The following is a 22145-nucleotide window of genomic DNA, read 5'->3' as shown; positions in this document are numbered from 1 at the left end:
ATCCCCCTGTCCGATACGCGGATTGTTGACAATCGTAGGTGCGCTTCCTAGCGTGTCAACGCCGCCCGACCTCACTACCGACAGGATCTCCCGTTGCCGGTTTCCGCTGGTCAGGACCCGATCACCGTCGCCGTGCTGCACGGCGGGGAGACCCCGCCCGGCCTCGAGCGCCACGCCGGTGACGCACGTCTCCGCTTCGCCGCCGACACCGACGGGCTCGCCGCCGCGCTGCCCGGCAGCGACGTGCTGCTCACCTGGGACTTCACCTCCGACGCCGTCAAGGACGTCTGGGAGGCCACCGACACCTCCGCGCTGCGCTGGGTCCACACCGCCAGCGCCGGCGTCGACCGGGTCGCGTTCCCCGCCCTGCTCGCCTCGGGTGCGACGCTGACGAACTCCCGCGGGGTGTTCGACCGGCCGATCGCCGAGTTCGTGCTCGGCGCGGTGATCGCGTTCGCCAAGGACACCGCCCGCTCACTCGCCCTGCAGCGGGAGCGGACCTGGCGCCACCGGGAGACCGAGACCGTCGCCGGGAAGGTCGCGACGGTCGTCGGGAGCGGGCCGATCGGACGCGCCGTCGCCGACCTGCTGGGTGCGGTCGGGATGCAGGTGCGGCTGGTCGGCCGGCGCGCCGCGGACGGCGTGCACGCCTTCGACGAGCTACCCGGCCTGCTGCCCGACACCGACCACCTGGTGCTCGCCGCCCCGCTGACCGACGCGACCCGCGGGATGCTGCACTCCGGGACGATCGCCCTGTTGCCCGAGCGGGCCCGGGTCGTCAACGTGGGCCGGGGCGCGCTCGTCGTGCAGGACGACCTGACCGACGCGATCGCGACCGGACGGCTCGCCGGCGCGGCGCTGGACGTGTTCGAGGTCGAGCCGCTGCCCGCGACCTCGCCGCTGTGGGCGATGGAGCACGTGCTGCTCTCCCCGCACATGTCCGGCGACGTCGTCGGCTGGAAGGACATGCTCGTCGAGCTGTTCGCCGACAACCTCGCGCGCTTCCGGGACGGCCGGGAGCTGCGCAACGTGGTGGACCCCGAGCGCGGGTACGTGAGCTCATCCGCAGGAAAGGTGTGACTGCTGTGACGACTGCAGACCTCAGCGCGACCGAGCTGCTGGCGGGCTACCGCAGCGGCGAGATCTCGCCGGTGCAGGCCACCCGGGACGCGCTGGAGCGGATCGAGGCGCACGACGGCGCGGTGAACGCGTTCTGCCTGGTCGACCCCGACTCGGCGCTGTCGCAGGCGAAGGACTCCGAGGCGCGCTGGCAGGCCGGGGAGCCGGTCGGGCCGCTCGACGGCGTCCCCACCTCGATCAAGGACATGCTCCTGACGATCGGCTGGCCGACCCGCCGCGGCTCGACGACGACGTCGCCGGACGGGCCGTTCGAGGTCGACGGCCCGCCGGTGGCCAGGGTCCGCGCCGCGGGAGCGGTGCTGATCGGGAAGAACACCACCCCGGAGCTGGCGTGGAAGGGCGTGACCGACTCACCGCTGACCGGCGTCACCACCAACCCGTGGGACCCGACGAGGACCGCCGGCGGCTCGTCCGGCGGCTCGGCGTCGGCCGTCGGTCTGGGGATGGGACCGCTGTCGCTGGGCACCGACGCGGGCGGCTCGGTCCGGATCCCGGCCGCGTTCACCGGGACCGTCGCGCACAAGCCCACCTACGGCCGCATCGCGCACTACCCGGGCTCGGCGTTCGGGACCCTGGCCCACGTCGGCCCGATGACCCGCACCGTCGAGGACGCCGCGCTGCTGTACGACGTCGTCGCCCAGCCCGACACCCGGGACCCGTGGGTGTTCGACGTGCCCCGTGAGTCGGCCGTCGAGCGGCTCGCCGGCGGCGCGGCAGGTCTGCGGATCGCGTTCTCCCCCACTCTCGGGTTCGTCGACGTCGACCCGGAGGTCGCGGCGCTCGTCGCCGAGGCGGTCGCGGTGTTCGCCCGTGAGCTCGGTGCGACCGTCGAGAACGCCGACCCCGGTTTCGCCGACCCGATCGAGCCGTTCCACACCCTCTGGTTCGCCGCCGCCGCGAAGTCCCTGGAGCCCATCGGCGCCGAGGCCAGGAAGGCCATGGACCCGGCGCTGGTGGAGATCGCCGAGCAGGGAGCCCGGGTCTCGGCGCTGGACTACCTGGGTGCGATGGCCGTGCGCAACGAGCTGGGGACGCTGATGGGCGCCTTCCACTCCGAGTACGACCTGCTGCTCACCCCGACCCTGCCGATCACCGCGTTCGAGGGCGGCCGGGAGGTCCCCGAAGGCTGGCACGACCCGCGCTGGACGTCGTGGACGCCGTTCACCTACCCGTTCAACATGACCCAGCAGCCCGCGACCTCGGTGCCGTGCGGCTTCACCTCCGCCGGTCTGCCGGTGGGTCTGCAGGTCGTCGGACCGCGGCACGCCGACGCCACGGTGCTGGCCGCCGCGCACGCCTACCAGCGCGCGACCACGCACCACCTGCGCCGGCCGCCGTTGCTGGGCTGAACCGGGGTCAGGTCGCGTCCGGGTCCACCGGGGGGCGCTCGTCGGCGGCCAGCGGCGGCTGCGGCGGACGGACCGGGGCCGGGGTGCTCGCCGCTGCCCCGCCCAGGGCGGCGGCCCCGGCAGCGCCGGCACCCGGGCCCGGGGCGAACCCGTTGGGCTTGACCGGCGGGGTGGCGGCGTCGTCGGAGAACAGGCTCCGGGTGATCGCGGTCCGCGGGTTGAGCGAGCGCAGGCTGCGCAGGTCGTTGAGCGGCTGCTGGATCTGGTCGAACTCCGGGCCCAGCTCCTTCTTCAGATGGTTCTGGGCGCCGCTCGCGAACTCCTTGACCTGGCGGACCGCGCGACCGACCCAGGCCGCCGCCTCGGGCAGCCGTTCCGGGCCCAGGATGAAGAGCCCCGCCACGACCAGGACGAGGATCTCCGGCATGCCGATGTTCTCGAACACAACGCCAGCGTACGGGTACTAGCGCTGCCCGAGCGTCACGGTCACGGTGAGCGGTCGTCCCTGACGGACGAGGCGGACCGGGACCTGCTCGCCGGGTGAGTGCTCGCGGACGGCGACGACGAGCTCGTCGGCACTGGCGATGGGGCGCCCGGCGACGTCGACGACGACATCGCCGTCGGCGATCCCGGCCGCGGCCGCCGGTCCCCCGGCGACGACGTTCTGCACCTGGGCGCCGTCGGTGGCGCCGTCGGTGACCGAGCGGGAGTTGACACCGAGGTCGGCGTGCGCGACACGGCCGGTGCGGATGAGCTCCTCGGCGATGGCGCGGGCGTCGTCGATCGGAATGGCGAAGCCGAGGCCGATCGAGCCGCCCTGCCCGCCGGACTGGGCGCTGTCCGCGCTGCGGATCGCCGTGTTGATGCCGACGACGGCGCCGGTCGCGTCCACCAGCGGGCCGCCGGAGTTGCCGGGGTTGATCGCGGCGTCGGTCTGCACCGCGTCGATCACCGCGTCGCCCGCGCTGCCCTCCGGGTCGAGCCGCACCGGGCGGTCGACGGCCGACACGATCCCGGTCGTCACCGTGCCGGCCAGTCCGAACGGCGACCCGATCGCGATCACCGCGTCGCCGACGGCGAGCTCGCCGGAGCGGCCGATCGCGGCGACCGTCGGGTTCGCGACGGGTACCTTGACCACCGCGAGGTCGGTCATCGGGTCCGCCCCGACCACGGTGGCCGGGACCCGGGACCCGTCGGAGAACAGGGCCTCGATGGTGCCCTGGCCCGGCCCGGTGGCGGGCGCGACGACGTGGTCGTTGGTGAGTACGTAGCCCGCGGGGTCGATCACGACGCCGGAGCCGTTGCCCGCCTGGTTGCCGACGGTCACCTCCAGCGAGACGACCGCGGGCAGCACCCGCGAGGCGACCTCCGACACCGAGCCGGGCGGTCGTTCACGGGCCGGCTCGGTCGCGCTCAGCACCGCTCCGGTGCTGGTCAGGGCACCCGCCGCGGTCGCAGTCCAGTACCCGACCAGTCCGCCCGCCGCGCCGACGAGTAGGGCCAGGACGCCGAGCAGAGCCAGCGCGCGCGGCTGCACCCGCTTGCCGAACAGGACCTCGCGGACGCTGAGGCGGGGACCGTCGGGCCGGGGGGCCTCCGCGGGGTCGTCGCCGTCGCCGGGGGGCGGCGCGGCGACGACCGGCGTGCCCGGGTCGCGCCACGGGTCGCCGGCCGAGCCGCCGGGCCAGAACGGGTCCTGCTCGGCGCTCTGCTCACCCCCGCGCAGCGCGTCGCCCGACGCACCGGGCGGGCGTTGGAGGCCGCCGGCGGGCTCGTCGTCCGGTGTGCGGTCCGGCCGGCCGAACGCGCGGGCGACGGCGGCGGTCGGCGGGGGCGCGCTCGGCAGCGACCCGTTGGACCCGAGGTGCGACGACGGCGGCGCGAACGAGCTGTCGACGCCGTCCGGGCGGCCGAACGCCGCCCGTTCGCCGGGGTCGGTCGCGGGACGGTCCAGCGGGCGGGGGCGCAGCCGCGGCGGGGCGGAGCCGGGCGCGTCCGGGTCGGCCGCGCCGTCCGGGCGTGCGCCGCGGTCGTCGCTCACCGGGTCACCCCGGAGCCCGGGGAGACTGCTCCCGACGATCGATCAGCCGGCACGGCGTCCACCCAGTACACCCGGACAGCCTGCCCGGCGGGCGGTGAAGTCGGTGTATCGGTGACGGGTCAGGGCGTCGGGGAGATGCCGGCGTCGCCGGTCGGGGTGGCCGAGGTCGTCGGCGACAGCGACGCGCCGGTCGAGCCCGCCGTGGTGCTGACCGCCGGGACGGCCGTCCGCCGCGACGAGGCGGGCACCGGGGTGGCCGCGAACCGGGCGACGGCCGCGGCACCCGGGCCGGGCACGGTCGGCGCGGTCGGGGTGCCGGTCGTGGTGGGGGGAAGACCGAGCGCGAGTGCGCCGAGCGCCAGCCCGGACACGGCGGCTCCGGTGCCCAGCCGTACGCGTCGCGATCGGCTGGTGCGACGGCCGTGGTCGCCCTCGACCGGTGCCGGGCGCAGCACGGACACGAGCTGGCCGTCCGGGGTGAGCGACAGGCCCGCCGGCGGCGGGGGCAGCTCGGTGTCCTGCGGGATGGCGCGCAGCGCCGACATCAGCGACGGCGGGAGCGTGGGGGCGTCGGCCGCTCGCAGCGCGGTGCGGGCCCGCCGCTGCTCGGCGACCTCCACCGCGCAGTCGGGGCAGCGTTCGAGGTGGCGGGCGGCACGGTCGTGCGGACCGGCGGCCAACTCGTCGTCCACGAAGGCGACGACCGCCTCGAGCGTCAGATGAGTCTCCCCCCAGTCCGGGGGGACGACCTGGAAACGCCGTCGCTCGGTCACGGCACCAACTCTGCCACCGGACCACGGTCGGATGCCACCGGCTGCTCCTCCGCAGCCGCCGCACGGTGCCGCTCCAGCGACGCCCGCAGCGCGGTCCGGCCCCGGTGGATGCGGCTGCGGACGGTGCCGAGCTTCACCCCGAGGGTCGCGCCGATCTCCTCGTAGGACAGGCCCTCGACATCGCACAGGACGACGGCGACCCGGAAGTCCGGGGGCAGCTCGTCCAGCGCGGCCTGCAGGTGCGGGTCGAGGTGGTTGATCGCGAAGACGGTCTCGGGCTCGGGGCCACCGCCGGGCAGGCGGTCGGTGTCCTCGGGCAGGCCCTCCATCCGCAGCCGGGCGCGGCGGCGGACCATGTCGAGGAACAGGTTCGTGGTGATGCGGTGCAGCCAGCCCTCGAAGGTGCCCGGCTTGTAGGACGCCAAGGACCGGAACACCCGGATGAACGTCTCCTGGGTGAGGTCCTCGGCGTCGTGCTGGTTGCCGGACAGGCGGTAGGCGAGGCGGTAGACGCGGTCGGCGTGCTCCCGGACGACCTCGTCCCAGGTGGGCGGGGTCCAGTCGGCACCCTCACCGGGGCGGGTACCGGCGGCGGCGTCCCGGAACGGGGCGTCGTCGGTTGCGCGAGGGGCGGACATCGGGGCGGGGCACCTCCGTGAGTCGCGACCGTGTCGTGGAGTCGATCGGCCGCGAAGCTTCGTTCGTTGCAGCACAGACTGCCCGCCACCCATGAGGAGGATGTGAAACCCGTCTGAGAGAAGTCTGTGAAATCGTCCGGCGATAATCTTGTTCCATGAGCACACCCGCGGGGGCGGCCGCGTACGCCGATGGCTACCTCGCCGAGGACGACGCGTGCGGCGAGGCCCGCGCACTGGGCACGGCGGCGGGCGCGCACCCCATCTCCGCGGCGGGCGGGGCGGCACTGTCGGTGCTGGCCGCGACGATCTCCGCGCGGGCCGTGGTGGAGATCGGGACCGGGGCCGGGGTGAGCGGGCTCTACCTGCTGCGCGGCATGGCCGATGACGGGACCCTGACCACCATCGACGTCGACCCGGAGCTGCAACGATCCGCCCGGTGGACCTTCCTCGCCGCCGGGTACGGGCCGGGGCGGGCCCGGCTGATCAACGGGATGGCGCTGGAGGTGCTGCCGCGGCTGACCGACGGCGGCTACGACCTCGTCGTCGCCGACGCCGTCCCGGCCGAGTACCCCGGCTACCTGGCCGAGGCGATCCGGCTGCTGCGCCCCGGCGGGGTGCTCGTGCTGGAGGGGGTGCTCGACGGCGGCCGGGTCGCCGAGCCCGGTGCCGAGCACGGTCCGGACACGGCCGCGCTGCGCGAGACCGCCGCCCTGGTCCGCGACGACGAGCGCCTGCTGTCGGCGCTGCTGCCGGTCGCGGACGGGATGCTCTGCGCGGTCCGCAGGTGAGCGGAGCGAACGCGGCATCGACACCGCAGGTAGCCCGCCTCAGTGGGCCGTGACGCCCTTGCCCAGGACGACGACGCCGCCGTTGGAGACCGTGTAGCGGCTGCGGTCCAGGTTCAGGTCGACCCCGATCAGGGCACCGTCGGGGACGACGACGTTCTTGTCGAGGATCGCCCGCCGCACCACCGCGCCCCGGCCGATCCGGGCACCCGGCAGCACGACCGAGTCCGAGACCTCCGCGCCGCCCGACACCGACACGTTCGGGCTGATCACCGACCGGCGCACGATCGCCCCGGAGATGATCGTGCCCGCGCCGACGATCGAGTCCTGCGCGATGCCGCCCTCGACGAACTTCGCCGGCGGCAGTGCGGGCACCGCGGTGCGGATCGGCCAGCGCTGGTTGTAGAGGTTGAAGATCGGGTGCACCGAGACGAGATCGGTGTGCGCGTCGTAGTAGGCGTCGATGGTCCCGACGTCACGCCAGTAGCCGGCGTCCCGTTCGGTGGCACCGGGCACGACGTTGTCGGCGAAGTCGTAGACGTGCGCGTCACCCTTGGCGACCAGCGCCGGGATGATGTCCCCGCCCATGTCGTGGTCGGAGTCGGCGTTCGCCGCGTCGGCCTTCAGCGCGTCGAGCAGGGCCTCGGTGGTGAACACGTAGTTGCCCATCGAGGCGAACGTGACGTCCGGGTCGTCGGGCACGTGCGGCGGGTCGGACGGCTTCTCGAGGAACTCGGTGATGCGACCGGACTCGTCGGAGGCGATGCAGCCGAAGGCCTTCGCCTCGGCCCGCGGCACCCGGATCCCCGCGACGGTGACGCCCGCGCCGGACTCGGCGTGCTGGGCGATCATCTGCGCCGGATCCATCCGGTAGACGTGGTCGGCGCCGAACACGGCGATGTACTCGGGCTGGTCGTCGTAGACCAGGTTGAGGCTCTGGAAGATCGCGTCCGCCGAGCCGGTGTACCACCGCCGGCCGAGCCGCTGCTGGGCCGGGACGGTGGTGATGTACTGGTCCAGCACCGACGACAACCGCCAGGTCGTCGAGATGTGCCGGTCCAGCGAGTGCGACTTGTACTGGGTCAGCACGCACAGCCGGTCCATCCCGCAGTTCACGAGGTTGGACAGCACGAAGTCGATGAGCCGGTAGTTGCCACCGAACGGCACCGCCGGTTTGGCGCGGTCCGCAGTGAGCGGCCAGAGCCGCTTCCCCTCACCGCCCGCGAGCACGATGCCGAGAACCCTGCCGGGAAGACGTCCGGGCGCGGTCGGTCGCATGGCGTGAACACTAGTGGCCGCTCGGTGGTGGGGCCATACGTCCGAACGCGCCGTGTGCGCCGTCCGAGCCGTGCGCGACCCCGGACACGACCGGACCGGATCGGGCGCACGAACTCCTCGCGCGGCGTCCGGGCGCCCCGGTAGCGTCCCGGCCCGTGCGCGTCGGCCTTCTCACCCGTGAATACCCGCCCGCCGTCTACGGCGGTGCCGGAGTCCACGTGGGACATCTCGTCCCCGCCCTGCGGGAGCTCGTCGACGTCGACGTGCACTGCTTCGCCGAGCCGGGCAGCGACGCCCCGGCCGACGCCCGCGCACACTCCGCACCGCCGCTGCCGGACGGGGCGAACGCCGCGCTCACCACGCTCGGCGTGGACCTGTCGATGGCCGCCGAGCTGGAGCGCTGCGACGTACTGCACTCCCACACCTGGTACGCCAACATGGCCGGCCACATCGGCGGCCTGCTGCACGGTCGCCCGCACGTGGTCACGGCGCACTCGCTGGAGCCGCTGCGGCCGTGGAAGGCCGAGCAGCTCGGCGGCGGGTACCGGCTGTCGTCGTGGGTGGAGCGGACCGCCTACGAGGCGGCGGACGCCGTCATCGCGGTCTCGCACGGCATGCGCCGCGACGTGCTGAACGCCTATCCGGCGATCGACCCGGAGCTGGTGCACGTGGTGCACAACGGCATCGACACGCAGTTCTACGCGCCCGATCCGGCGCGCGACGCACTGCTCGCGCACGGCGTCGACCCGGACCGGCCGCTGGTGGTGTTCGTCGGGCGGATCACCCGGCAGAAGGGCCTCGGGCACCTGGTCGCGGCGGCGCACCGGTTCGACCCGTCGGCGCAGGTCGTGCTGTGCGCGGGCGCCCCGGACACCCAGGAGATCGCGGCCGAGACCGAGCGGGCGGTGGCGGAGCTGTCCGCCTCGCGCGACGGCGTCGTGTGGATCCAGCGGATGCTCGCCACCGCCGAAGTCCGCCAGCTGTTGTCGGCGGCGACGGTGTTCGTGTGTCCCTCGGTCTACGAGCCGCTGGGCATCGTGAACCTGGAGGCGATGGCCTGCGGCACGGCCGTGGTCGCCTCCGACGTCGGCGGGATCCCGGAGGTCGTCGACGACGGCGTGACCGGCCTGCTCGCGCACTACGACCCGGCCGACACCGCCGCGTTCGAGGCGGCGCTGGCCGACGGGGTCAACGCGCTGGTCGCGGACCCGCAGCGGGCCGCGACGATGGGCGAGCGGGGCCGGGAGCGCGCGGTCGCCGAGTTCGCCTGGGCCGAGATGGCCCGGCGGACGCTGGAGATCTACGAGTCGGTGGCCTGAGGCCCGTCGCCGGGGCCCCCGGAGACGACGACGGCGGGGCCGGTCCCCCGGCCCCGCCGCGTCGTGTCCGTGTCGTCCACCGTCAGCCGACGGTCGACTTCAGCGCCTCACTGAGGTCGGTGGCCTCGTCCGGGGTCATCTCGACGACGAGACGCCCGCCACCCTCGAGCGGGACGCGCATGACGATGCCCCGGCCCTCCTTGGTGACTTCCATGGGCCCGTCGCCGGTGCGGGGCTTCATCGCGGCCATTCGTCCGTCCTCCGTCAACATCCACAACTGTCGTTTCCCCGGGTGCGCGCTCGGGGCACGCGCCGACCCGTGAGACCACATTGTCCCTCATCACCGGCGTCGAGGTGCAACCGAGGCGATCACGGCTCGGGAGCGATACCCGCGGCGTTCACGCAGCGCAACGGCCCGGCGACCCTACGACGACCCCGGTCCGGTACCCCGCGGGCCCTCCGGGACGGCCCCGGCCCGCCAGCAGTACGCGACGTGGTCGTCGACCAGACCGGTCGCCTGCATGAGTGCGTAACAGGTGGTGGGCCCGACGAACCGGAAGCCGCGCTTCTTCAGTGCCTTCGACAGCGCCGTGGACTCCCGGGTGGACCCGGGGACCTCCGACAGCGTCGCCGGACGCGGGTGCGCGGCCGGGTCCGGCGCGTAGGACGCGAGGAACGCGCCGAGGTCGGCCAGGTCGAGCACGGCGCGTGCGTTCGACACGGTGGCCTCGATCTTCTGCCTGTTGCGCACGATCCGGGCGTCGCCGAGCAGGCGGGCCACGTCGTCGTCGCCGAAGCGGGCGACGGTCTCCGGGTCGAAGCCGGCGAAGACCTCCCGGAAGGCGGGGCGCTTGCGCAGCACGACGATCCAGGACAGGCCGGACTGGAAGCCCTCCAGGGTGAGGCGCTCGAACCACGCCGCGGTGCCGTGGACGGGCCGGCCCCACTCGTCGTCGTGGTAGGCGACGTAGTCGGGAGCGGAGAGCGCCCAGTCGCAGCGGCCGCGGTCGTCAGGGGGCGTGATCGCCGGCGTCGTCATCGGGTCACCGGCCCGCCCGGTAGCGGTCCTCGGTCGCCTCGGCCATCCGTCGCAGCGAGTGCGCGACGCCAGCCCGGAACGCGGGACGCACCAGCGGCCAGCCGAACTGGCCGAGCGCTCCCAGCGGCAGGTCGAGCAGCTCGGTCCACAGGAACCGCGACCGGGCCGGACCGAGCTCGACGACGACGAACACGCCGTCGCCGCGGATCACGGTGCCGGTGTGGGTCACGACGATCCGCCGCTCCCCCGTCGTCCCCGCAGGCGGTTCGGTCCACTCGGTGACCCGCATCGTGTCGGCGACGCCGAGCGGCCCGACCCCGGTGACCGCGCGCAGCTCGGTGCCGACCGAGCGGCCGTCGCCCGCGGTGATCCCGACGGTGGTGCCGAGCATCCAGTCCGACTGGCCCTCGAGGTCGGACACGACCTCCCACAGGACGTCGGCGGGCACGTTGACGTCGACCGGGACGGTCAGCTCCACCCGGCCGCCGCCGGCCGGGCGCACACCCGGGGTCCGGTCGCCGACCCCACCGTCGCCGCTCCCGCCTGCGGTCCCGCGGTCACCACTGCTGTCGTTGCCCGTCACCGGGGTCCTCCTCGGCGCGCATCCGCGCGATCGTCGCCTCCAACCGGGCCACCCGGTCGGCGAGCTCGTGCCGGTCGGACCGGACCCGGTCCAGCTCGCCGGCCAGCCGGTCGAGCACCCAGTCCACTTCGGCCATCCGATATCCGCGCAGCACCTGCTGGAAACGCAGGTCACGGACGTCGGCGCCGGACACCTCGCGGGCGGGCAGCCGGGTGGGCGTCGCGTCCGGGGCGAACGGGGCGAGTTCCTCCCCACGGCCGAAGACCGCGGCCGCCAACACGAAGACCAGCGCGGCGACGCCGGCCAGGACGATCACGTACGCGAGGGCGGTCCCCATGCCGCCATCACATCACGCCGGTCCGACGACGGGTCTCACCCCACGCGGGCGGCGGGCGCGACCACCGGCTCGGCGGACCCTCCGTCGCGCACCCGCCCTGGTGGGGGCCGGTCCACCTGACGCAACGGACGGGTCTCGGCGCGCCATCCCGTCTCCACGGCGTGGCCGGGACGGGCGTCGTCGGAGCAGACGTCGTCGGGGAGGAACGCGGTCAGGCCGGCACCGGAGTCGTCGACCCCACACCGGGCCAGGGCCGTGGCGAGGACCTCCCGGGAGGTGCGGCCGAGCTCGTGCAGCGGGCGGTTGCGGTGCCGGCGCACGCCCAGGTCGGCCTGTGCGATGGCCGCGGTCCCGCCGACGACGGTGTCGGCGTCGGTGTCGAGCAGCAGGCCGATGTCGACGCCGTAGCCGGTCGCGAACGGGAGCCGGTCGAGCAGCTCCCGGGTCGCGGCGTACTCACCGCCGATGGGCTGGCGGACGTGCCGCAGCCCGGGCCGGAGCGCGGCGAGCAGGGGGCGGGCGAGCAGCTCGGTGACGCGGCCGCCCTCGTGCCCACCCGCGTCGTCGCTGCCGCCCGAGCAGCCGGGGCCTACGGAGCCGCCGGGGCCGGTCAGCGGGCGCCGGTGGTAGCCCTTGACCAACGCTGTCCCGGGCCGGGTGAGCAGCGGGGCGAGGAGCCGTTCGACGAGCTCGGGGTGCGGGTCGACGAGGTCGGCGTCGACGAAACAGACCATGTCGGCGGGGCGTGGCCCGTTCCCCAGCGCGACCACGGCGCGCCACATCGCCTCGCCCTTGCCCGGCAGCACCGGGACACCGGGCACCGCCCGTTCCCGGCCGAGCACCCGCGCCCCGGCCGCGGCGGCGCGCTCCGCGGTGCGGTCGGTGCTGCCGGAGTCGAGGACGACGAGGTCGTCGACCAGCGGGAGGTCGCCCTCGCACAGCCGGGTCAGCCCCGCGACGAGCGGACCGACCGTCGCCTCCTCGTCCAGGGCGGGCAGGACGACGGCGACGCGACGGCCGTCCTTGCGGGCGGCGAGCCGGGCGGCGAGGGTCACGGGCTCAGACGAGCGGACGGGCGCACTCGTCGAGCGCCACGCCGGCCAGCCCCGCGGGGTCGGCCGGGGCGGCGTCGTCACCGCGGACCTGCCGCAGCCGCTCGATCGGGGCCCGCGAGGCGAACCCGCGGTCGACGAGCCCGGCGACCCACTCGACGAGGCCGTCCCAGTGGCCGTCGGGGTCGAGCAGCACGACCGGTTTGCCGTGCAGGCCGAGCGTCCCGGCCGTCCAGACCTCGAACAGCTCCTCGCAGGTCCCGATGCCGCCGGGGAGTGCGAGGAACGCGTCGGCGCGGTCCTCCATCTGCTGCTTGCGTTCGCGCATGCTCTCGACGACGAGCAGCTCGTCGCTGTCGTGGTCGGCCCACTCCCGCTCGACCATGGACCGCGGGATGACCCCGACGGTGCGACCGCCCGCGTCCCGGGCGCCGGCCGCGACCGCCCCCATCATCGACTTGCGGCCCCCACCGGAGACGAGCGTCCAGCCGCGGGCGGCGACGGCGCGGCCGACCTCGCGGGCGAGGTCGAGGTAGTGCGGGGCGACGCCGTCGGAGCTGGCGCAGTAGACGCAGACGGCGAACCCGGGCTCCGGACCGGCCATCAGTGCGTCTCCTCCCAGGCGTGGTAGGCCTCGTTGACCACGTCGACGGCGTCGTCGATGTCGTCGGTGACGTGCAGCAGGTCCAGGTCCTTCTCGCTGATCTTGCCGTCCACGAGGACGGTCCGGGCGATCCAGTCGTAGAGCCCGCCCCAGTAGTCGCTGCCGAGCAGGACGACCGGGAACTTGGTGACCTTCTTGGTCTGGACGAGGACGAGCGCCTCGAACAGCTCGTCGAGCGTGCCGAACCCGCCGGGCAGACAGACGAACGCCTGCGAGTACTTGACGAACATCGTCTTGCGGGCGAAGAAGTAGCGGAAGTTGATCCCGAGGTCGACCCACGGGTTCAGGCCCTGCTCGAACGGCAGCTCGATGCCGAGCCCGACCGAGAGCCCGCCCGCCTCGGAGGCGCCGCGGTTCGCGGCCTCCATCGCGCCCGGACCGCCGCCGGTGATCACGGCGAACCCGGCTCCGGCGAGCCGCGCCCCGAGCTCGCGACCCAGCTCGTACTCCGGTGAGTCGACCCGTGTGCGGGCCGAGCCGAACACGGTCGCCGCGCGCGGGAGCTCGGCGAGCATCCCGAACCCCTCGACGAACTCGGCCTGGATCCGCAGCACCCGCCACGGGTCGGTGTGCACCCAGTCCGCCGGGCCGCGCGAGTCGAGCAGCCGCTGGTCGGTGGTGGTCGGCTCGATGCTGCGTTCGCCGCGCAGCACCACCGGGCCTCGCTGCTTCTCGGGCTGCTTCTCGTGCAGCGTCCGGGGATCGGCGTTCTCGTCGGCCATGGTGATCACGGTATTCGGGCCGCGACGACCGGGCCGCGCCGGTGGGGTCGTGGGCGGCGTCGGCCGCCCGACGAGGTGTCCGCAGCAGTGCCGGCAGCGGTATCAGCACAGCCTCGGCGCGGTGTCACCCGGTGCGAGCCCGTCCGGTGCAGGCCGTCCGGCGGGCTTCGGTCAGACAGTCTCCGGCCAGAGGGGCTCCGGCCAGACGAGCTGCGATCAGACGAGCTCCGATCAGGCAGGCTCCGATCAGGCGGAGTCGCCCGCGAGATAGCGGCGCAGCACCGCGGTGCAGGCGGTGATCGCGTCCTCGGCGACGTGCTCCTCGCGGGTGTGGGCGAGGTTCGGGTCGCCGGGCCCGTAGTTGACCGCCGGGATGCCCAGCGCGGCGAAGCGCGAGACGTCGGTCCAGCCGTACTTCGCCCGCGGCACCGCCCCGGTCGCGGCGACGAACTCCGCGGCCGCCGGTGAGGACAGACCCGGCAGCGCACCCGGCGAGAGGTCGGTCACCACGAGCGGGAACCCGTCGAACACCTCCCGGACGTGCGCGACGGCCTGCTCGGCCGACCGGTCCGGGGCGAACCGGAAGTTCACCGTGACGACGCACTCGTCGGGGACGACATTGCCCGCGACCCCGCCGCCGATCCGCACCGCCTGCAGCCCCTCGCGGTACTCGCAGCCGTCGATGTCCACCCACCGCGGCCGGTAGGCCGCCAGCCGCGACAGGATCTCCGCGGCCCGGTGGATCGCGTTGTCCCCCAGCCACGAGCGCGCCGAGTGCGAGCGCCGCCCCGCGGTCCGCAGCTCGACGCGCAGGGTGCCCTGGCAGCCGGCCTCGAGCGCGCCGTCGGTGGGCTCGCCGAGGATCGCGAGGTCGGCGTCGAGCCAGTCCCGGTGCTCGCGCTCGATGCGGCCGAGCCCGTTGCGCTCCGCCTCGATCTCCTCGCAGTCGTAGAAGATCAGGGTGAGGTCGTGCCGCGGCGCGGCCAGCGTGGCCGCGAGGTGCGCGAACACCGCGTCGCCGGACTTCATGTCCGAGGTGCCGCAGCCGTGCACGATCCCGTCGGCACGGCGCGACGGCACGTTGTCCGCGATCGGCACCGTGTCGATGTGCCCGGCCAGCAGCACGCGGTGCGGACGCCCCAGGTTCGTGCGCGCGACCACCGCGTCACCGGAGCGCAGCACCTCCAGGTGCGGCGCCTGGGACCGCAGCGCGGCCTCGAGCGCGTCGGCGAGCCGCCGCTCGTCCCCGGACACACTGGCGATGTCGACCATCGCAGCGGTCAGGGTCACCGGGTCGGACGTGAGGTCCAGCGCGGGCAGCGTCGTCGTCACCGGCCCGACGCTACCGACCCACCAGGACGGCCCTCCACCAGGACAGCCCTCACTCACGACCCGCCCGCACCCGGGAGCCTCGGACCGGTCCCGTGCGTCCCCGGGTCGGTGCCCCGGCCCGCCGCTGCGCCACCGGGGAGGGCTCCTCGGCCGTCGCTTTGCTCTGCTCACCGATACGCAGCACGGGCCCACGAGCGCCTCGCACGCCCCTGCCATCGCCGGGCACGACCGGGGTGCGAACGGTCTCCGGCCGCCTCCAGGGCCCGTCCCCGGTGGCGCCCGCTGCGTATCGGTGAGCAGAGCAAAGCGACGTGCGGACGACCACTGCCAGGACGGCCGCCCGGGCCCGCGGGCGCTGCGTCGCCCGTTGCCGGAAACGCTGACGGGCGGTTGTCCACAAGCGGGCGAGTTGTCCACAGGTTCGCAGGTCACCGGTGCATCCCGGGCTCGTGGGCGCAGGGTCGGTGCATGGACATCATCGAGGGCGACCGGTTGCCCGAGGAGCCGCCGCCGGCGCCGGTCGACGTCGTCGTCCCGGATCTGTCCGGGCTCGTCCGGCGGGTGCGGCGCAGCGCGGACCTGTCACAGCGGGAGCTCGCGGAGCGCACGGGGCTGGCGCCGTCGACCATCGCGCGGATCGAGAGCCGGTCGCTCGCGCCGGCGCTGGAGACACTGGCGGCGATCCTGGCCGTCGCGGGGCTGCGGATGATCGTCGTGGACGCGGAGAACCGGCGGGTACCGCCGATGGAGGACCCGCCGGGTGACCTGCGTGACGGGGCGGGCCGCCGGTTCCCGTCACATCTGGACGTGATCCTCGATCCGCTGCCCGGTGAGTGGTGGGGCGACCGGTACGGCTGCGCGCGCCCGCCGGAGACGTTTCACCGGGATCGGTCGCTGCGCGACGCGATGCGGCGGCGCAGCGTCTGGGAGGTGCGGGTCGCGCAGTTCCGCACCGCGCCGCCACCGCCGACGGTCGAGCACTGGATGGTGCTGCAGGCCCGGTGCCGGGCGTGCGGGCGACTCCCGGACCCACCACCGCCGCCGTTCGCGCCGGCAGCGGTGCTCCGCTACCTGCAGGCCGCCGCGGTGCTGCTCGCGGTGCGGGCGGCCGATCATGCCGACGTGTCCCGGCGCACCCACCGCGGCGTGCCGTGGGCGACGGCGGGACGGTAGGTTCGGGGCCCGTGAGCACCGAGTACCGCCGCGAAGGCGCTTCCGGAACCGGCCTGGCCACGGTCACGACCGACGGCACCGTCCTCGACGTCTGGTACCCGGCTCCGGTGCTGGGCGGGGACGCGTCCGACGACGGTGCCGAGCTGCAGCCCCTCGTCGGGACCGACGAGCTGCGTGGGGTCCGCACCGAGGTCGTGCGCACCGAGATCGGCTCGCTCGCCGACGCACCGGCCGATGCCGCCGACGTCTACCTGCGGCTGCACCTGCTCAGCCACCGCCTCGTCCAGCCCCACCAGGTGAACCTCGAAGGCCAGTTCGGGCTGCTCGCCAACGTCGTCTGGACCAACCACGGCCCGTGCCCGGTCCCCGGGTTCGAGCTCACCCGGGCGAAGCTGCGCGGGCGCGGACCGGTGACCGTCACCCACGTCGACAAGTTCCCGCGGATGGTCGACTACGTGATCCCCGCCGGCGTGCGGATCGGTGACGCCGACCGCGTCCGGCTCGGCGCGCACCTGGCCGAGGGCACGACCGTCATGCACGAGGGCTTCGTCAACTTCAACGCCGGCACCCTCGGCGCGTCGATGGTCGAGGGCCGGATCTCGGCCGGTGTCGTCGTCGGCGACGGCTCGGACGTCGGCGGCGGTGCCTCGATCATGGGGACGCTGTCCGGCGGTGGCAAGGAGGTCATCTCGATCGGCCGCCGCTGCCTGCTCGGCGCGAATGCCGGCCTGGGCATCTCCCTCGGCGACGACTGCGTGGTCGAGGCCGGCCTCTACCTCACCGCGGGCACCAAGGTCACGCTGCCCGACGGCAGCACCACCGCGGCACGCGAGCTGTCCGGCCGCAACGGGCTGCTGCTGCGCCGCAACTCGGTGTCCGGCGCGGTCGAGGTGCTGGCCCGCACCGGCGACGGCATCGCCCTCAACGCCGCGCTGCACGCCAACTGACGGCCCGGCAGCGGTTCACGGCGGAACACCCACAGGAGCAGGACGGCAGGCACATGGTGGGTACGGACGGGGCTGCGCAGCCTCCGGGGAACGACCTCTACGGCGCCGCGGACCTCGGTGAACCGCTGACCGCGGGCCCGCAGGACCCGGCGGTGGCGCACGTCCGTGCGCTGCTGGACAAGCGGCTGCGCGCGATGCTGCGGCACGAGCCCGGTGTGCGCGACGGATCCGACATCGAGGACCTCCACCAGATGCGGGTCTCGGTGCGGCGGATGCGGGCGGCGCTCAAGGCCGCCCGCCCCCTGCTCGACCACACCTGGGCGGACCTGCTGCGGGCCGAGCTCGGCCGGCTCGGCCGAGCGCTCGGCCCGGTGCGCGACCTCGACGTGATGATCGACCGCCTGCGCGGCGAGGTGTCCACGCTGCCCTCGGCCGAGCTGGCCGCCGGTGAGCGGCTGGTCGCGGTGCTGGAGGCCGAGCGGGTCGGCGCCCGCGCCGAGATGCTGGACGAGCTCGACTCCGACCGGTACGCCGCACTGCGTCGTTCGCTGGTCGAGGCCGTCTCGGCGCCGCTGCCGGAGCCGCCGGCGGAGGTCGCCCGCCCCGAGCTGATCGAGCTGGTCCGGGCCGAGACCCGCAAGCTCGTGAAGGCGGTGCGTCGCGCCGGGCCGAACCCGCCGGACATGACCTTGCACGACCTGCGGATCCGCACCAAGCGGTTGCGCTACACCGGTGAGCTCGTCGAGCCGGCGATGCGCGACGAGGACGGGTCCCGCACCGAGGACGCCCGCCAGGTCCGGCGGATGCTCAAGGCCGCCGCTGGGCTGCAGGAGGTGCTGGGCGACCACCAGGACGCCTGCGTCGCCGAGCACCGCATCCGCGCCCTGCTCGACGAGCTGGGCCCCGGACCCGACGCCCACGAGGTCTTCGTCGGCGGCCGGCTGGTCGAGCGCGAACGGGCCCGCGCCGAGGCGCTGCGCGAGCAGTGGTGGGCCGCGTGGGAGCACCTGGCCGAGCAGGCCGAGGTCCTCTGAGCCAGCCGCTCAGCGCGGGCGATCCCCGATCCGGACCACCGCGACGCCCTGCAGCACGGCACCGATCAGGAGCAGCCCGATCGCGGGCGGGAACCCGGCGGCGTCGATGACCACCCCCATCACCAGCGGCCCGATCCCGGCGCAGAAGTAGCCGATCCCGAGACCGAACCCGCTGACGGCGGCGCTGCGGGCCGGGGTCGGCGTCCGCCAGGCGATCACCGTCAGCCCCAGTGGGAACCCCGCGCCGACCCCGATGCCGATCAGGACCGCCCACAGCCACGGCAGCGGTGAACCCGGCGCGGGGGCGAGCAGCACCCCGAGCGTCCCTGCGGCGGAGCTGAGCACGGTCAGGGCCGCCCAGAACCGCCACCGGCGCCGTCGCTCGGCCGCGGCCGGGAACAGCAGTGCCGCCGGGATCTGCGCGATGCTCCACACCGCGAGGAGGAGCCCTGCCGCCTGCGGTGACCAGCCCTGGGACTCGTAGAACGGGGACAGCCAGGTCAGCCAGCCGTAGAAGATCGTCGAGGAGCCCGCCAGGTAGCAGGCGATGCGCCGGGCGAACGGGTCGTGGCGGACCCGGACCTCCTCGACGACCGACGGGCCGTAGTCGGTCGTTCCCCCCGCCTCCGAAGTGTCCGGACGGGCGCGACCGATCCGGCTCGCGACCGGTGCCCACACCGCGACGGCGAGCACCGCGGGCACCGCCCACACCGCGAGCGAGAAGGACCATCCGCCCAGCGCGACGGCCAGTGGAACCGCGACGGCGGAGGCGACCGTCGCGCCGATCATCATCGAGACGACGTAGGCGCCGGTCACCGCGCCGGCCCGCTCGGCCAGGTGCTCCTTCACGACCCCGGTGAGCAGCACCCCGGACACCCCGATGCCGAGCCCGACCAGCACCGAGCCGCCGACCAGGGCCGGCAACGCCGCCACCGACCGCAGCAGGCTGCCCACCCCGATCGTCGCCACGGCGACCCCGAGCAGCCGTTCACGGCCGACCCGGGTGGCGACGGCGGCCGCGCCGAACGAGCCCGCCGACATCATCAGCACCGCACCGGCCTGGACCAGACCCGCCGCGCCCGCCCCGATCCCGAGGTCGGCGCGCGCGGTCTCCAGCAGCGGCGGATACCCGGCGAGCCCGGCCCGCAGGTTGACCGCGAGCGCGAGCACCCCGAGCAGGACCAGCGCGGGCCGGACGACCGGTCGCGACCGGGCCGCGGGCGCCTCCGGCCCGGCGCCACCGGGAGTACCCGGACCGCCGGGACGCGGTGCCTGCATTCGACGGCTCCTTCGCCTGCCGGGGTCACCGGATCGGTCCACCGGCGTCGTCGCTACCGGGCCGATCCTCTCCCGAGGTCCTTGCTCATCGCAACGACAGGGGTCAGGCCGCGCCGAGCCGCTCGACGGCGGCATCGATGCGGTCGTCCGGCGCGGTCAGCCCCACCCGGACGTGCCGGGCGCCCGCGGGCCCGTAGAACTCGCCGGGAGCGACGAGGATCCCCAGACCGGCCAGCCGGTCCACGGTGTCGCGGCACGGCTCGTCCGCGCTCGCCCACAGGTAGAGCCCGGCCTGCGAGTGCTCGATCGTGAGCCCGGCCTTCTCCAGCCCGGCACGCAGACGGGTGCGACGGGCGTCGTAGCGGGCGGCCTGCTCCGCGACGTGCGCGTCGTCGGAGACGGCCGCCTCCAGCGCGGCCTGCACCGGACGCGGCACGATCATGCCCGCGTGCTTGCGGACCTCCAGCAGCCCCGCCACCAGCGCCGGGTCCCCGGCGACGAACCCGGCGCGGTACCCGGCCAGGTTCGACACCTTCGACAGCGAGTGGACCGCCAGCAGACCGGTGGTGTCGCCGTCGCAGACGTCGGGGTGCAGCACTGAGTGCGGCGCCGGCTCGGCATCGCCGGGCAGACCGAGATAGCACTCGTCGGAGGCCACGACCGCGCCCCGCTCCCGGGCCCAGGTCACGACCTTGCGCAGGTGCTCGACCGGCAGGATCCGGCCGGTCGGGTTCGACGGCGAGTTCAGCCAGACGAGCCGGACCCGTGCCGGACCGGCGGCGGTGAGGCCGTCGGAACGGACGTGCTCGGCCCCCGCCAACCGGGCCCCGACCTCGTAGGTCGGGTACGCGAGCTCCGGGATGACGACGGTGTCGCCCGCGCCGAGTCCCAGCAGCGTCGGCAACCAGGCGACCAGCTCCTTCGAGCCGATCGTGGGCACCACCGCGGCCGGGTCGACCCCGCTCACGCCGAAGCGCCGCTGCAACGAGGCGACGACCGCCTCACGCAGCGACGCCGGGCCGTGCGTCGTCGGGTAGCCGGGCTCGGCGGCGGCCGGTCCGGCCAACGCCTCCCGCAGCACCCCGGGGACCGGGTCCACCGGGGTGCCGACCGACAGGTCGACGATGCCGTCGGGGTGCGCCGCCGCGCGCTCGCGCGCGCCGGTCAGCGAGTCCCACGGGAAGTCGGGGAGGTCGAGCCTGCTCACTCGTCGTGTTCCTGCGGGGGCAGGCTCTTGGCAGGCTCCACGTCACGGTCGACCTTGCCGAGCTTCGACGCGCCGCCGGGCGAGCCCAGCTCGTCGAAGAAGTCCACATTGGCCTTGGTGTAGGCGGCCCACTGGTCGGGGACGTCGTCCTCGTAGTAGATGGCCTCGACCGGACAGACCGGCTCGCACGCACCGCAGTCGACGCACTCGTCGGGGTGGATGTAGAGCATCCGTCCACCCTCGTAGATGCAGTCCACCGGGCATTCCTCGATACACGCCTTGTCGAGCAGGTCGACGCAGGGTTCGGCGATCACGTAGGTCACTTCGGTGGTCCTCCACTCGGAGCAGCGGGCACCCGGCGATCATGTGGTGGTGGGGTGCCCGGTCAAACTGGGACGCTCGCAGGTTAACCCGCGGCCCCCGGCGGGGCAGGAGTGAGGTGGTCGGCTTCATGCTCGACGAGCTGGCAGGACGGCGAGTGGCCCTGCGCCACCGCATCGCGCCGGAGGACGCGCCGGGTCCCGGACTGACCGACGCGGTCGGTGAACTGGAACCCGACGGGCCCGACGCCGTCGTCGTCCACACCCGGTCGGGGCCGGTCCGGGTGCGGCGCGACGCCGTCGTCGCCGTCCGGGAGGTGCCGCCGGCCCCGGCCCGGCGGGCGTCGCGGGCGGCGGTGGACCGGCTGGAACGCGTGCGGGCGGCGGCCTGGCCGGCACCGGTCGTCGAGGAGCTGGGCGGCTGGCTGCTGCGCGCGGCGGGCGGCTGGACCCGGCGGGCGAACTCCGCGCTCGCGCTCGGGGACCCGGGGATGCCGGTGGAACGCGCCCTGGAACGGGTGCGGGAGTTCGCCGGGCGGCACGGCATCGTCCCGGTGGTGCAGGCACCGGTGGACGCGCCCTGGTCGAACCGGGTGATCGAGGCGGGCTGGACACGGGACGAGTGCCCCGGGACCTGCAGCGTGCTCGTCACCCGCGCCGCGCCCGACGCCCCGGCACCGCGATGGCCCGCGACGCCCGGACCCGACTGGTGGGCCGCGCAGGGCGAGCCGGAACCCGCGCCCGGCGCGCCCGCGTGGGCGGTGCTGACCAGGGCGTCTGCCGGGATGCTGCGTCCCGGTGAGCAGAGCAGGGCGACGAGCACCGACCCCGTCGAGGTCGGGTTCGGCACGCTCGCCGACGCCGACGGGACGCCGGTCGCGTCGGTGCGCGCTGCCGTCGTCGACGACCACGTCTACGTGTCACGCCTGTGGGTCGTCCCGGCCGCGCGGCGGGGCGGGCTCGCGTCCCGGCTCACCGGACAGGCGCTGGCCTGGGGCGCGGCGCACGGTGCACGGCACGGAATGCTCGACGTCGCCGACGACAACAGCGCGGTGCTCGCCCTCTACCGCGGCACCGGCTGGACCGACCACCACCGCTACCACTACCTGATCCCCCCGGAGCCTGCCTGACCGA

Annotated in this window: 24 protein-coding genes; 8 read left to right on the top strand and 16 right to left on the bottom strand. The window is 74.6% G+C overall.

Features of this window, described 5'->3' with window-relative positions:
- The first annotated feature begins 93 nt into the window (after positions 1-93).
- Both FVA95_RS08315 and FVA95_RS08310 read left to right on the top strand, forming a co-directional pair.
- Positions 94-1080 (top strand): D-2-hydroxyacid dehydrogenase, encoded by a 987-nt coding sequence (locus FVA95_RS08315; protein ID WP_149663678.1) that lies wholly within the window; start codon positions 94-96, stop codon positions 1078-1080.
- On the top strand, positions 1077-2489 hold the full coding sequence (locus FVA95_RS08310; protein WP_086002320.1) for an amidase: 1413 nt from the start codon (positions 1077-1079) through the stop codon (positions 2487-2489). Before FVA95_RS08315 ends, FVA95_RS08310 begins: the two co-directional genes overlap by 4 nt.
- Before the next feature lie 7 nt (positions 2490-2496).
- On the opposite strand, the gene tatB is transcribed toward FVA95_RS08310, so the two are convergent.
- The 4 genes from tatB to sigE form a co-directional block, all read right to left on the bottom strand.
- Positions 2497-2934, bottom strand: a complete 438-nt coding sequence (gene tatB / locus FVA95_RS08305) for a Sec-independent protein translocase protein TatB (RefSeq protein WP_075308177.1) — start codon at positions 2932-2934, stop codon at positions 2497-2499.
- A gap of 18 nt (positions 2935-2952) precedes the next feature.
- The gene (locus FVA95_RS08300) at positions 2953-4530 is read right to left on the bottom strand and encodes a S1C family serine protease (RefSeq protein WP_149663677.1); all 1578 of its coding nucleotides are present in this window, start codon (positions 4528-4530) and stop codon (positions 2953-2955) included.
- Between the two features lie 119 nt (positions 4531-4649).
- Positions 4650-5303: a zf-HC2 domain-containing protein gene (locus FVA95_RS08295; protein ID WP_161992233.1), complete on the bottom strand. Its 654-nt coding sequence runs from the start codon at positions 5301-5303 to the stop codon at positions 4650-4652.
- Positions 5300-5941 carry an RNA polymerase sigma factor SigE gene (gene sigE, locus FVA95_RS08290; RefSeq protein WP_020626064.1) on the bottom strand — a complete coding sequence of 214 codons (642 nt, stop codon included), beginning with the start codon at positions 5939-5941 and terminating at the stop codon, positions 5300-5302. The genes FVA95_RS08295 and sigE overlap by 4 nt, the downstream gene beginning before the upstream one ends.
- Before the next feature lie 155 nt (positions 5942-6096).
- Here sigE and FVA95_RS08285 point away from each other — a divergent pair, with 155 nt between their 5' ends.
- A complete protein-coding gene (locus tag FVA95_RS08285) occupies positions 6097-6729 on the top strand; it encodes an O-methyltransferase (protein ID WP_149663675.1) in 633 nt (210 codons plus the stop codon).
- A gap of 39 nt (positions 6730-6768) precedes the next feature.
- Here FVA95_RS08285 and glgC read toward each other — a convergent pair whose 3' ends face one another.
- Positions 6769-8004, bottom strand: a complete 1236-nt coding sequence (gene glgC, locus FVA95_RS08280; RefSeq protein ID WP_149663674.1) for a glucose-1-phosphate adenylyltransferase — start codon at positions 8002-8004, stop codon at positions 6769-6771.
- A gap of 155 nt (positions 8005-8159) precedes the next feature.
- Between glgC and glgA the strand changes: the two genes are divergently transcribed.
- On the top strand, positions 8160-9323 hold the full coding sequence (gene glgA / locus FVA95_RS08275; RefSeq protein ID WP_149663673.1) for a glycogen synthase: 1164 nt from the start codon (positions 8160-8162) through the stop codon (positions 9321-9323).
- Positions 9324-9405: 82 nt separating this feature from the next.
- Here glgA and FVA95_RS08270 read toward each other — a convergent pair whose 3' ends face one another.
- The 8 genes from FVA95_RS08270 to dapE all read right to left on the bottom strand — a co-directional run bounded on the left by FVA95_RS08270 (position 9406) and on the right by dapE (position 15040).
- A complete protein-coding gene (locus FVA95_RS08270) occupies positions 9406-9573 on the bottom strand; it encodes a DUF3117 domain-containing protein (RefSeq protein WP_010241564.1) in 168 nt (55 codons plus the stop codon).
- Positions 9574-9747: 174 nt separating this feature from the next.
- Positions 9748-10362 carry a DNA-3-methyladenine glycosylase I gene (locus FVA95_RS08265; protein ID WP_149663672.1) on the bottom strand — a complete coding sequence of 205 codons (615 nt, stop codon included), beginning with the start codon at positions 10360-10362 and terminating at the stop codon, positions 9748-9750.
- A gap of 4 nt (positions 10363-10366) precedes the next feature.
- On the bottom strand, positions 10367-10945 hold the full coding sequence (locus FVA95_RS08260; RefSeq protein ID WP_368667308.1) for an SRPBCC family protein: 579 nt from the start codon (positions 10943-10945) through the stop codon (positions 10367-10369).
- Positions 10920-11282: a DivIVA domain-containing protein gene (locus FVA95_RS08255; RefSeq protein ID WP_149663671.1), complete on the bottom strand. Its 363-nt coding sequence runs from the start codon at positions 11280-11282 to the stop codon at positions 10920-10922. The genes FVA95_RS08260 and FVA95_RS08255 overlap by 26 nt, the downstream gene beginning before the upstream one ends.
- A gap of 35 nt (positions 11283-11317) precedes the next feature.
- Positions 11318-12337, bottom strand: a complete 1020-nt coding sequence (locus FVA95_RS08250) for a glucosyl-3-phosphoglycerate synthase (protein ID WP_149663670.1) — start codon at positions 12335-12337, stop codon at positions 11318-11320.
- A gap of 4 nt (positions 12338-12341) precedes the next feature.
- On the bottom strand, positions 12342-12938 hold the full coding sequence (locus tag FVA95_RS08245) for a TIGR00730 family Rossman fold protein (RefSeq protein WP_149663669.1): 597 nt from the start codon (positions 12936-12938) through the stop codon (positions 12342-12344).
- On the bottom strand, positions 12938-13720 hold the full coding sequence (locus FVA95_RS08240; protein WP_149663668.1) for a TIGR00730 family Rossman fold protein: 783 nt from the start codon (positions 13718-13720) through the stop codon (positions 12938-12940). Before FVA95_RS08240 ends, FVA95_RS08245 begins: the two co-directional genes overlap by 1 nt.
- A 246-nt stretch (positions 13721-13966) precedes the next feature.
- Complete coding sequence (dapE, locus tag FVA95_RS08235) at positions 13967-15040, bottom strand: succinyl-diaminopimelate desuccinylase (RefSeq protein ID WP_240051347.1); 1074 nt, start codon at positions 15038-15040, stop codon at positions 13967-13969.
- 480 nt (positions 15041-15520) lie between these two features.
- On the opposite strand from dapE, the gene FVA95_RS08230 reads away from it, so the two are divergent.
- From FVA95_RS08230 to FVA95_RS08220, 3 genes are read left to right on the top strand one after another with little or no spacing between them, the layout of a single operon-like run.
- On the top strand, positions 15521-16225 hold the full coding sequence (locus FVA95_RS08230; protein WP_193564323.1) for a helix-turn-helix transcriptional regulator: 705 nt from the start codon (positions 15521-15523) through the stop codon (positions 16223-16225).
- Between the two features lie 11 nt (positions 16226-16236).
- Positions 16237-17172: a 2,3,4,5-tetrahydropyridine-2,6-dicarboxylate N-succinyltransferase gene (dapD, locus tag FVA95_RS08225; RefSeq protein ID WP_149663666.1), complete on the top strand. Its 936-nt coding sequence runs from the start codon at positions 16237-16239 to the stop codon at positions 17170-17172.
- 53 nt (positions 17173-17225) lie between these two features.
- Complete coding sequence (locus FVA95_RS08220; protein ID WP_149663665.1) at positions 17226-18206, top strand: CHAD domain-containing protein; 981 nt, start codon at positions 17226-17228, stop codon at positions 18204-18206.
- A 9-nt stretch (positions 18207-18215) separates the two neighbouring features.
- On the opposite strand, the gene FVA95_RS08215 is transcribed toward FVA95_RS08220, so the two are convergent.
- From FVA95_RS08215 to fdxA, 3 genes are all read right to left on the bottom strand, one after another.
- On the bottom strand, positions 18216-19484 hold the full coding sequence (locus FVA95_RS08215) for a CynX/NimT family MFS transporter (protein WP_149663664.1): 1269 nt from the start codon (positions 19482-19484) through the stop codon (positions 18216-18218).
- A 103-nt stretch (positions 19485-19587) separates the two neighbouring features.
- Positions 19588-20691 (bottom strand): succinyldiaminopimelate transaminase, encoded by a 1104-nt coding sequence (gene dapC / locus FVA95_RS08210; RefSeq protein ID WP_149663663.1) that lies wholly within the window; start codon positions 20689-20691, stop codon positions 19588-19590.
- Positions 20688-21014, bottom strand: coding sequence for a ferredoxin (gene fdxA, locus FVA95_RS08205; protein ID WP_020626080.1), 327 nt, complete (start codon positions 21012-21014; stop codon positions 20688-20690). Before fdxA ends, dapC begins: the two co-directional genes overlap by 4 nt.
- A gap of 116 nt (positions 21015-21130) precedes the next feature.
- On the opposite strand from fdxA, the gene FVA95_RS33665 reads away from it, so the two are divergent.
- Positions 21131-22141, top strand: coding sequence for an N-acetyltransferase (locus FVA95_RS33665; protein ID WP_149663662.1), 1011 nt, complete (start codon positions 21131-21133; stop codon positions 22139-22141).
- Positions 22142-22145: the final 4 nt, after the last annotated feature.

Source organism: Pseudonocardia sp. EV170527-09, from assembly GCF_008369905.1.
Classification (GTDB): domain Bacteria; phylum Actinomycetota; class Actinomycetes; order Mycobacteriales; family Pseudonocardiaceae; genus Pseudonocardia.
The sequence above is the reverse complement of the archived record's forward strand: the minus strand, read 5'-3'. Positions and strand labels throughout refer to the sequence as shown.

Bases quoted from the DNA above. Each gene is read 5' to 3' on its own strand.
- FVA95_RS08220 (WP_149663665.1), top strand. From the start codon at position 17,226: ATGGTGGGTACGGACGGGGCTGCGCAGCCTCCGGGGAACGACCTCTAC.
- glgC (WP_149663674.1), bottom strand. From the start codon at position 8,004: ATGCGACCGACCGCGCCCGGACGTCTTCCCGGCAGGGTTCTCGGCATC.
- FVA95_RS08240 (WP_149663668.1), bottom strand. From the start codon at position 13,720: ATGGCCGACGAGAACGCCGATCCCCGGACGCTGCACGAGAAGCAGCCC.
- FVA95_RS08285 (WP_149663675.1), top strand. From the start codon at position 6,097: ATGAGCACACCCGCGGGGGCGGCCGCGTACGCCGATGGCTACCTCGCC.
- FVA95_RS08215 (WP_149663664.1), bottom strand. From the start codon at position 19,484: ATGCAGGCACCGCGTCCCGGCGGTCCGGGTACTCCCGGTGGCGCCGGG.
- FVA95_RS08265 (WP_149663672.1), bottom strand. From the start codon at position 10,362: ATGACGACGCCGGCGATCACGCCCCCTGACGACCGCGGCCGCTGCGAC.
- FVA95_RS08245 (WP_149663669.1), bottom strand. From the start codon at position 12,938: ATGGCCGGTCCGGAGCCCGGGTTCGCCGTCTGCGTCTACTGCGCCAGC.
- sigE (WP_020626064.1), bottom strand. From the start codon at position 5,941: ATGTCCGCCCCTCGCGCAACCGACGACGCCCCGTTCCGGGACGCCGCC.
- FVA95_RS08230 (WP_193564323.1), top strand. From the start codon at position 15,521: ATGGACATCATCGAGGGCGACCGGTTGCCCGAGGAGCCGCCGCCGGCG.
- FVA95_RS08270 (WP_010241564.1), bottom strand. From the start codon at position 9,573: ATGGCCGCGATGAAGCCCCGCACCGGCGACGGGCCCATGGAAGTCACC.
- FVA95_RS08255 (WP_149663671.1), bottom strand. From the start codon at position 11,282: ATGGGGACCGCCCTCGCGTACGTGATCGTCCTGGCCGGCGTCGCCGCG.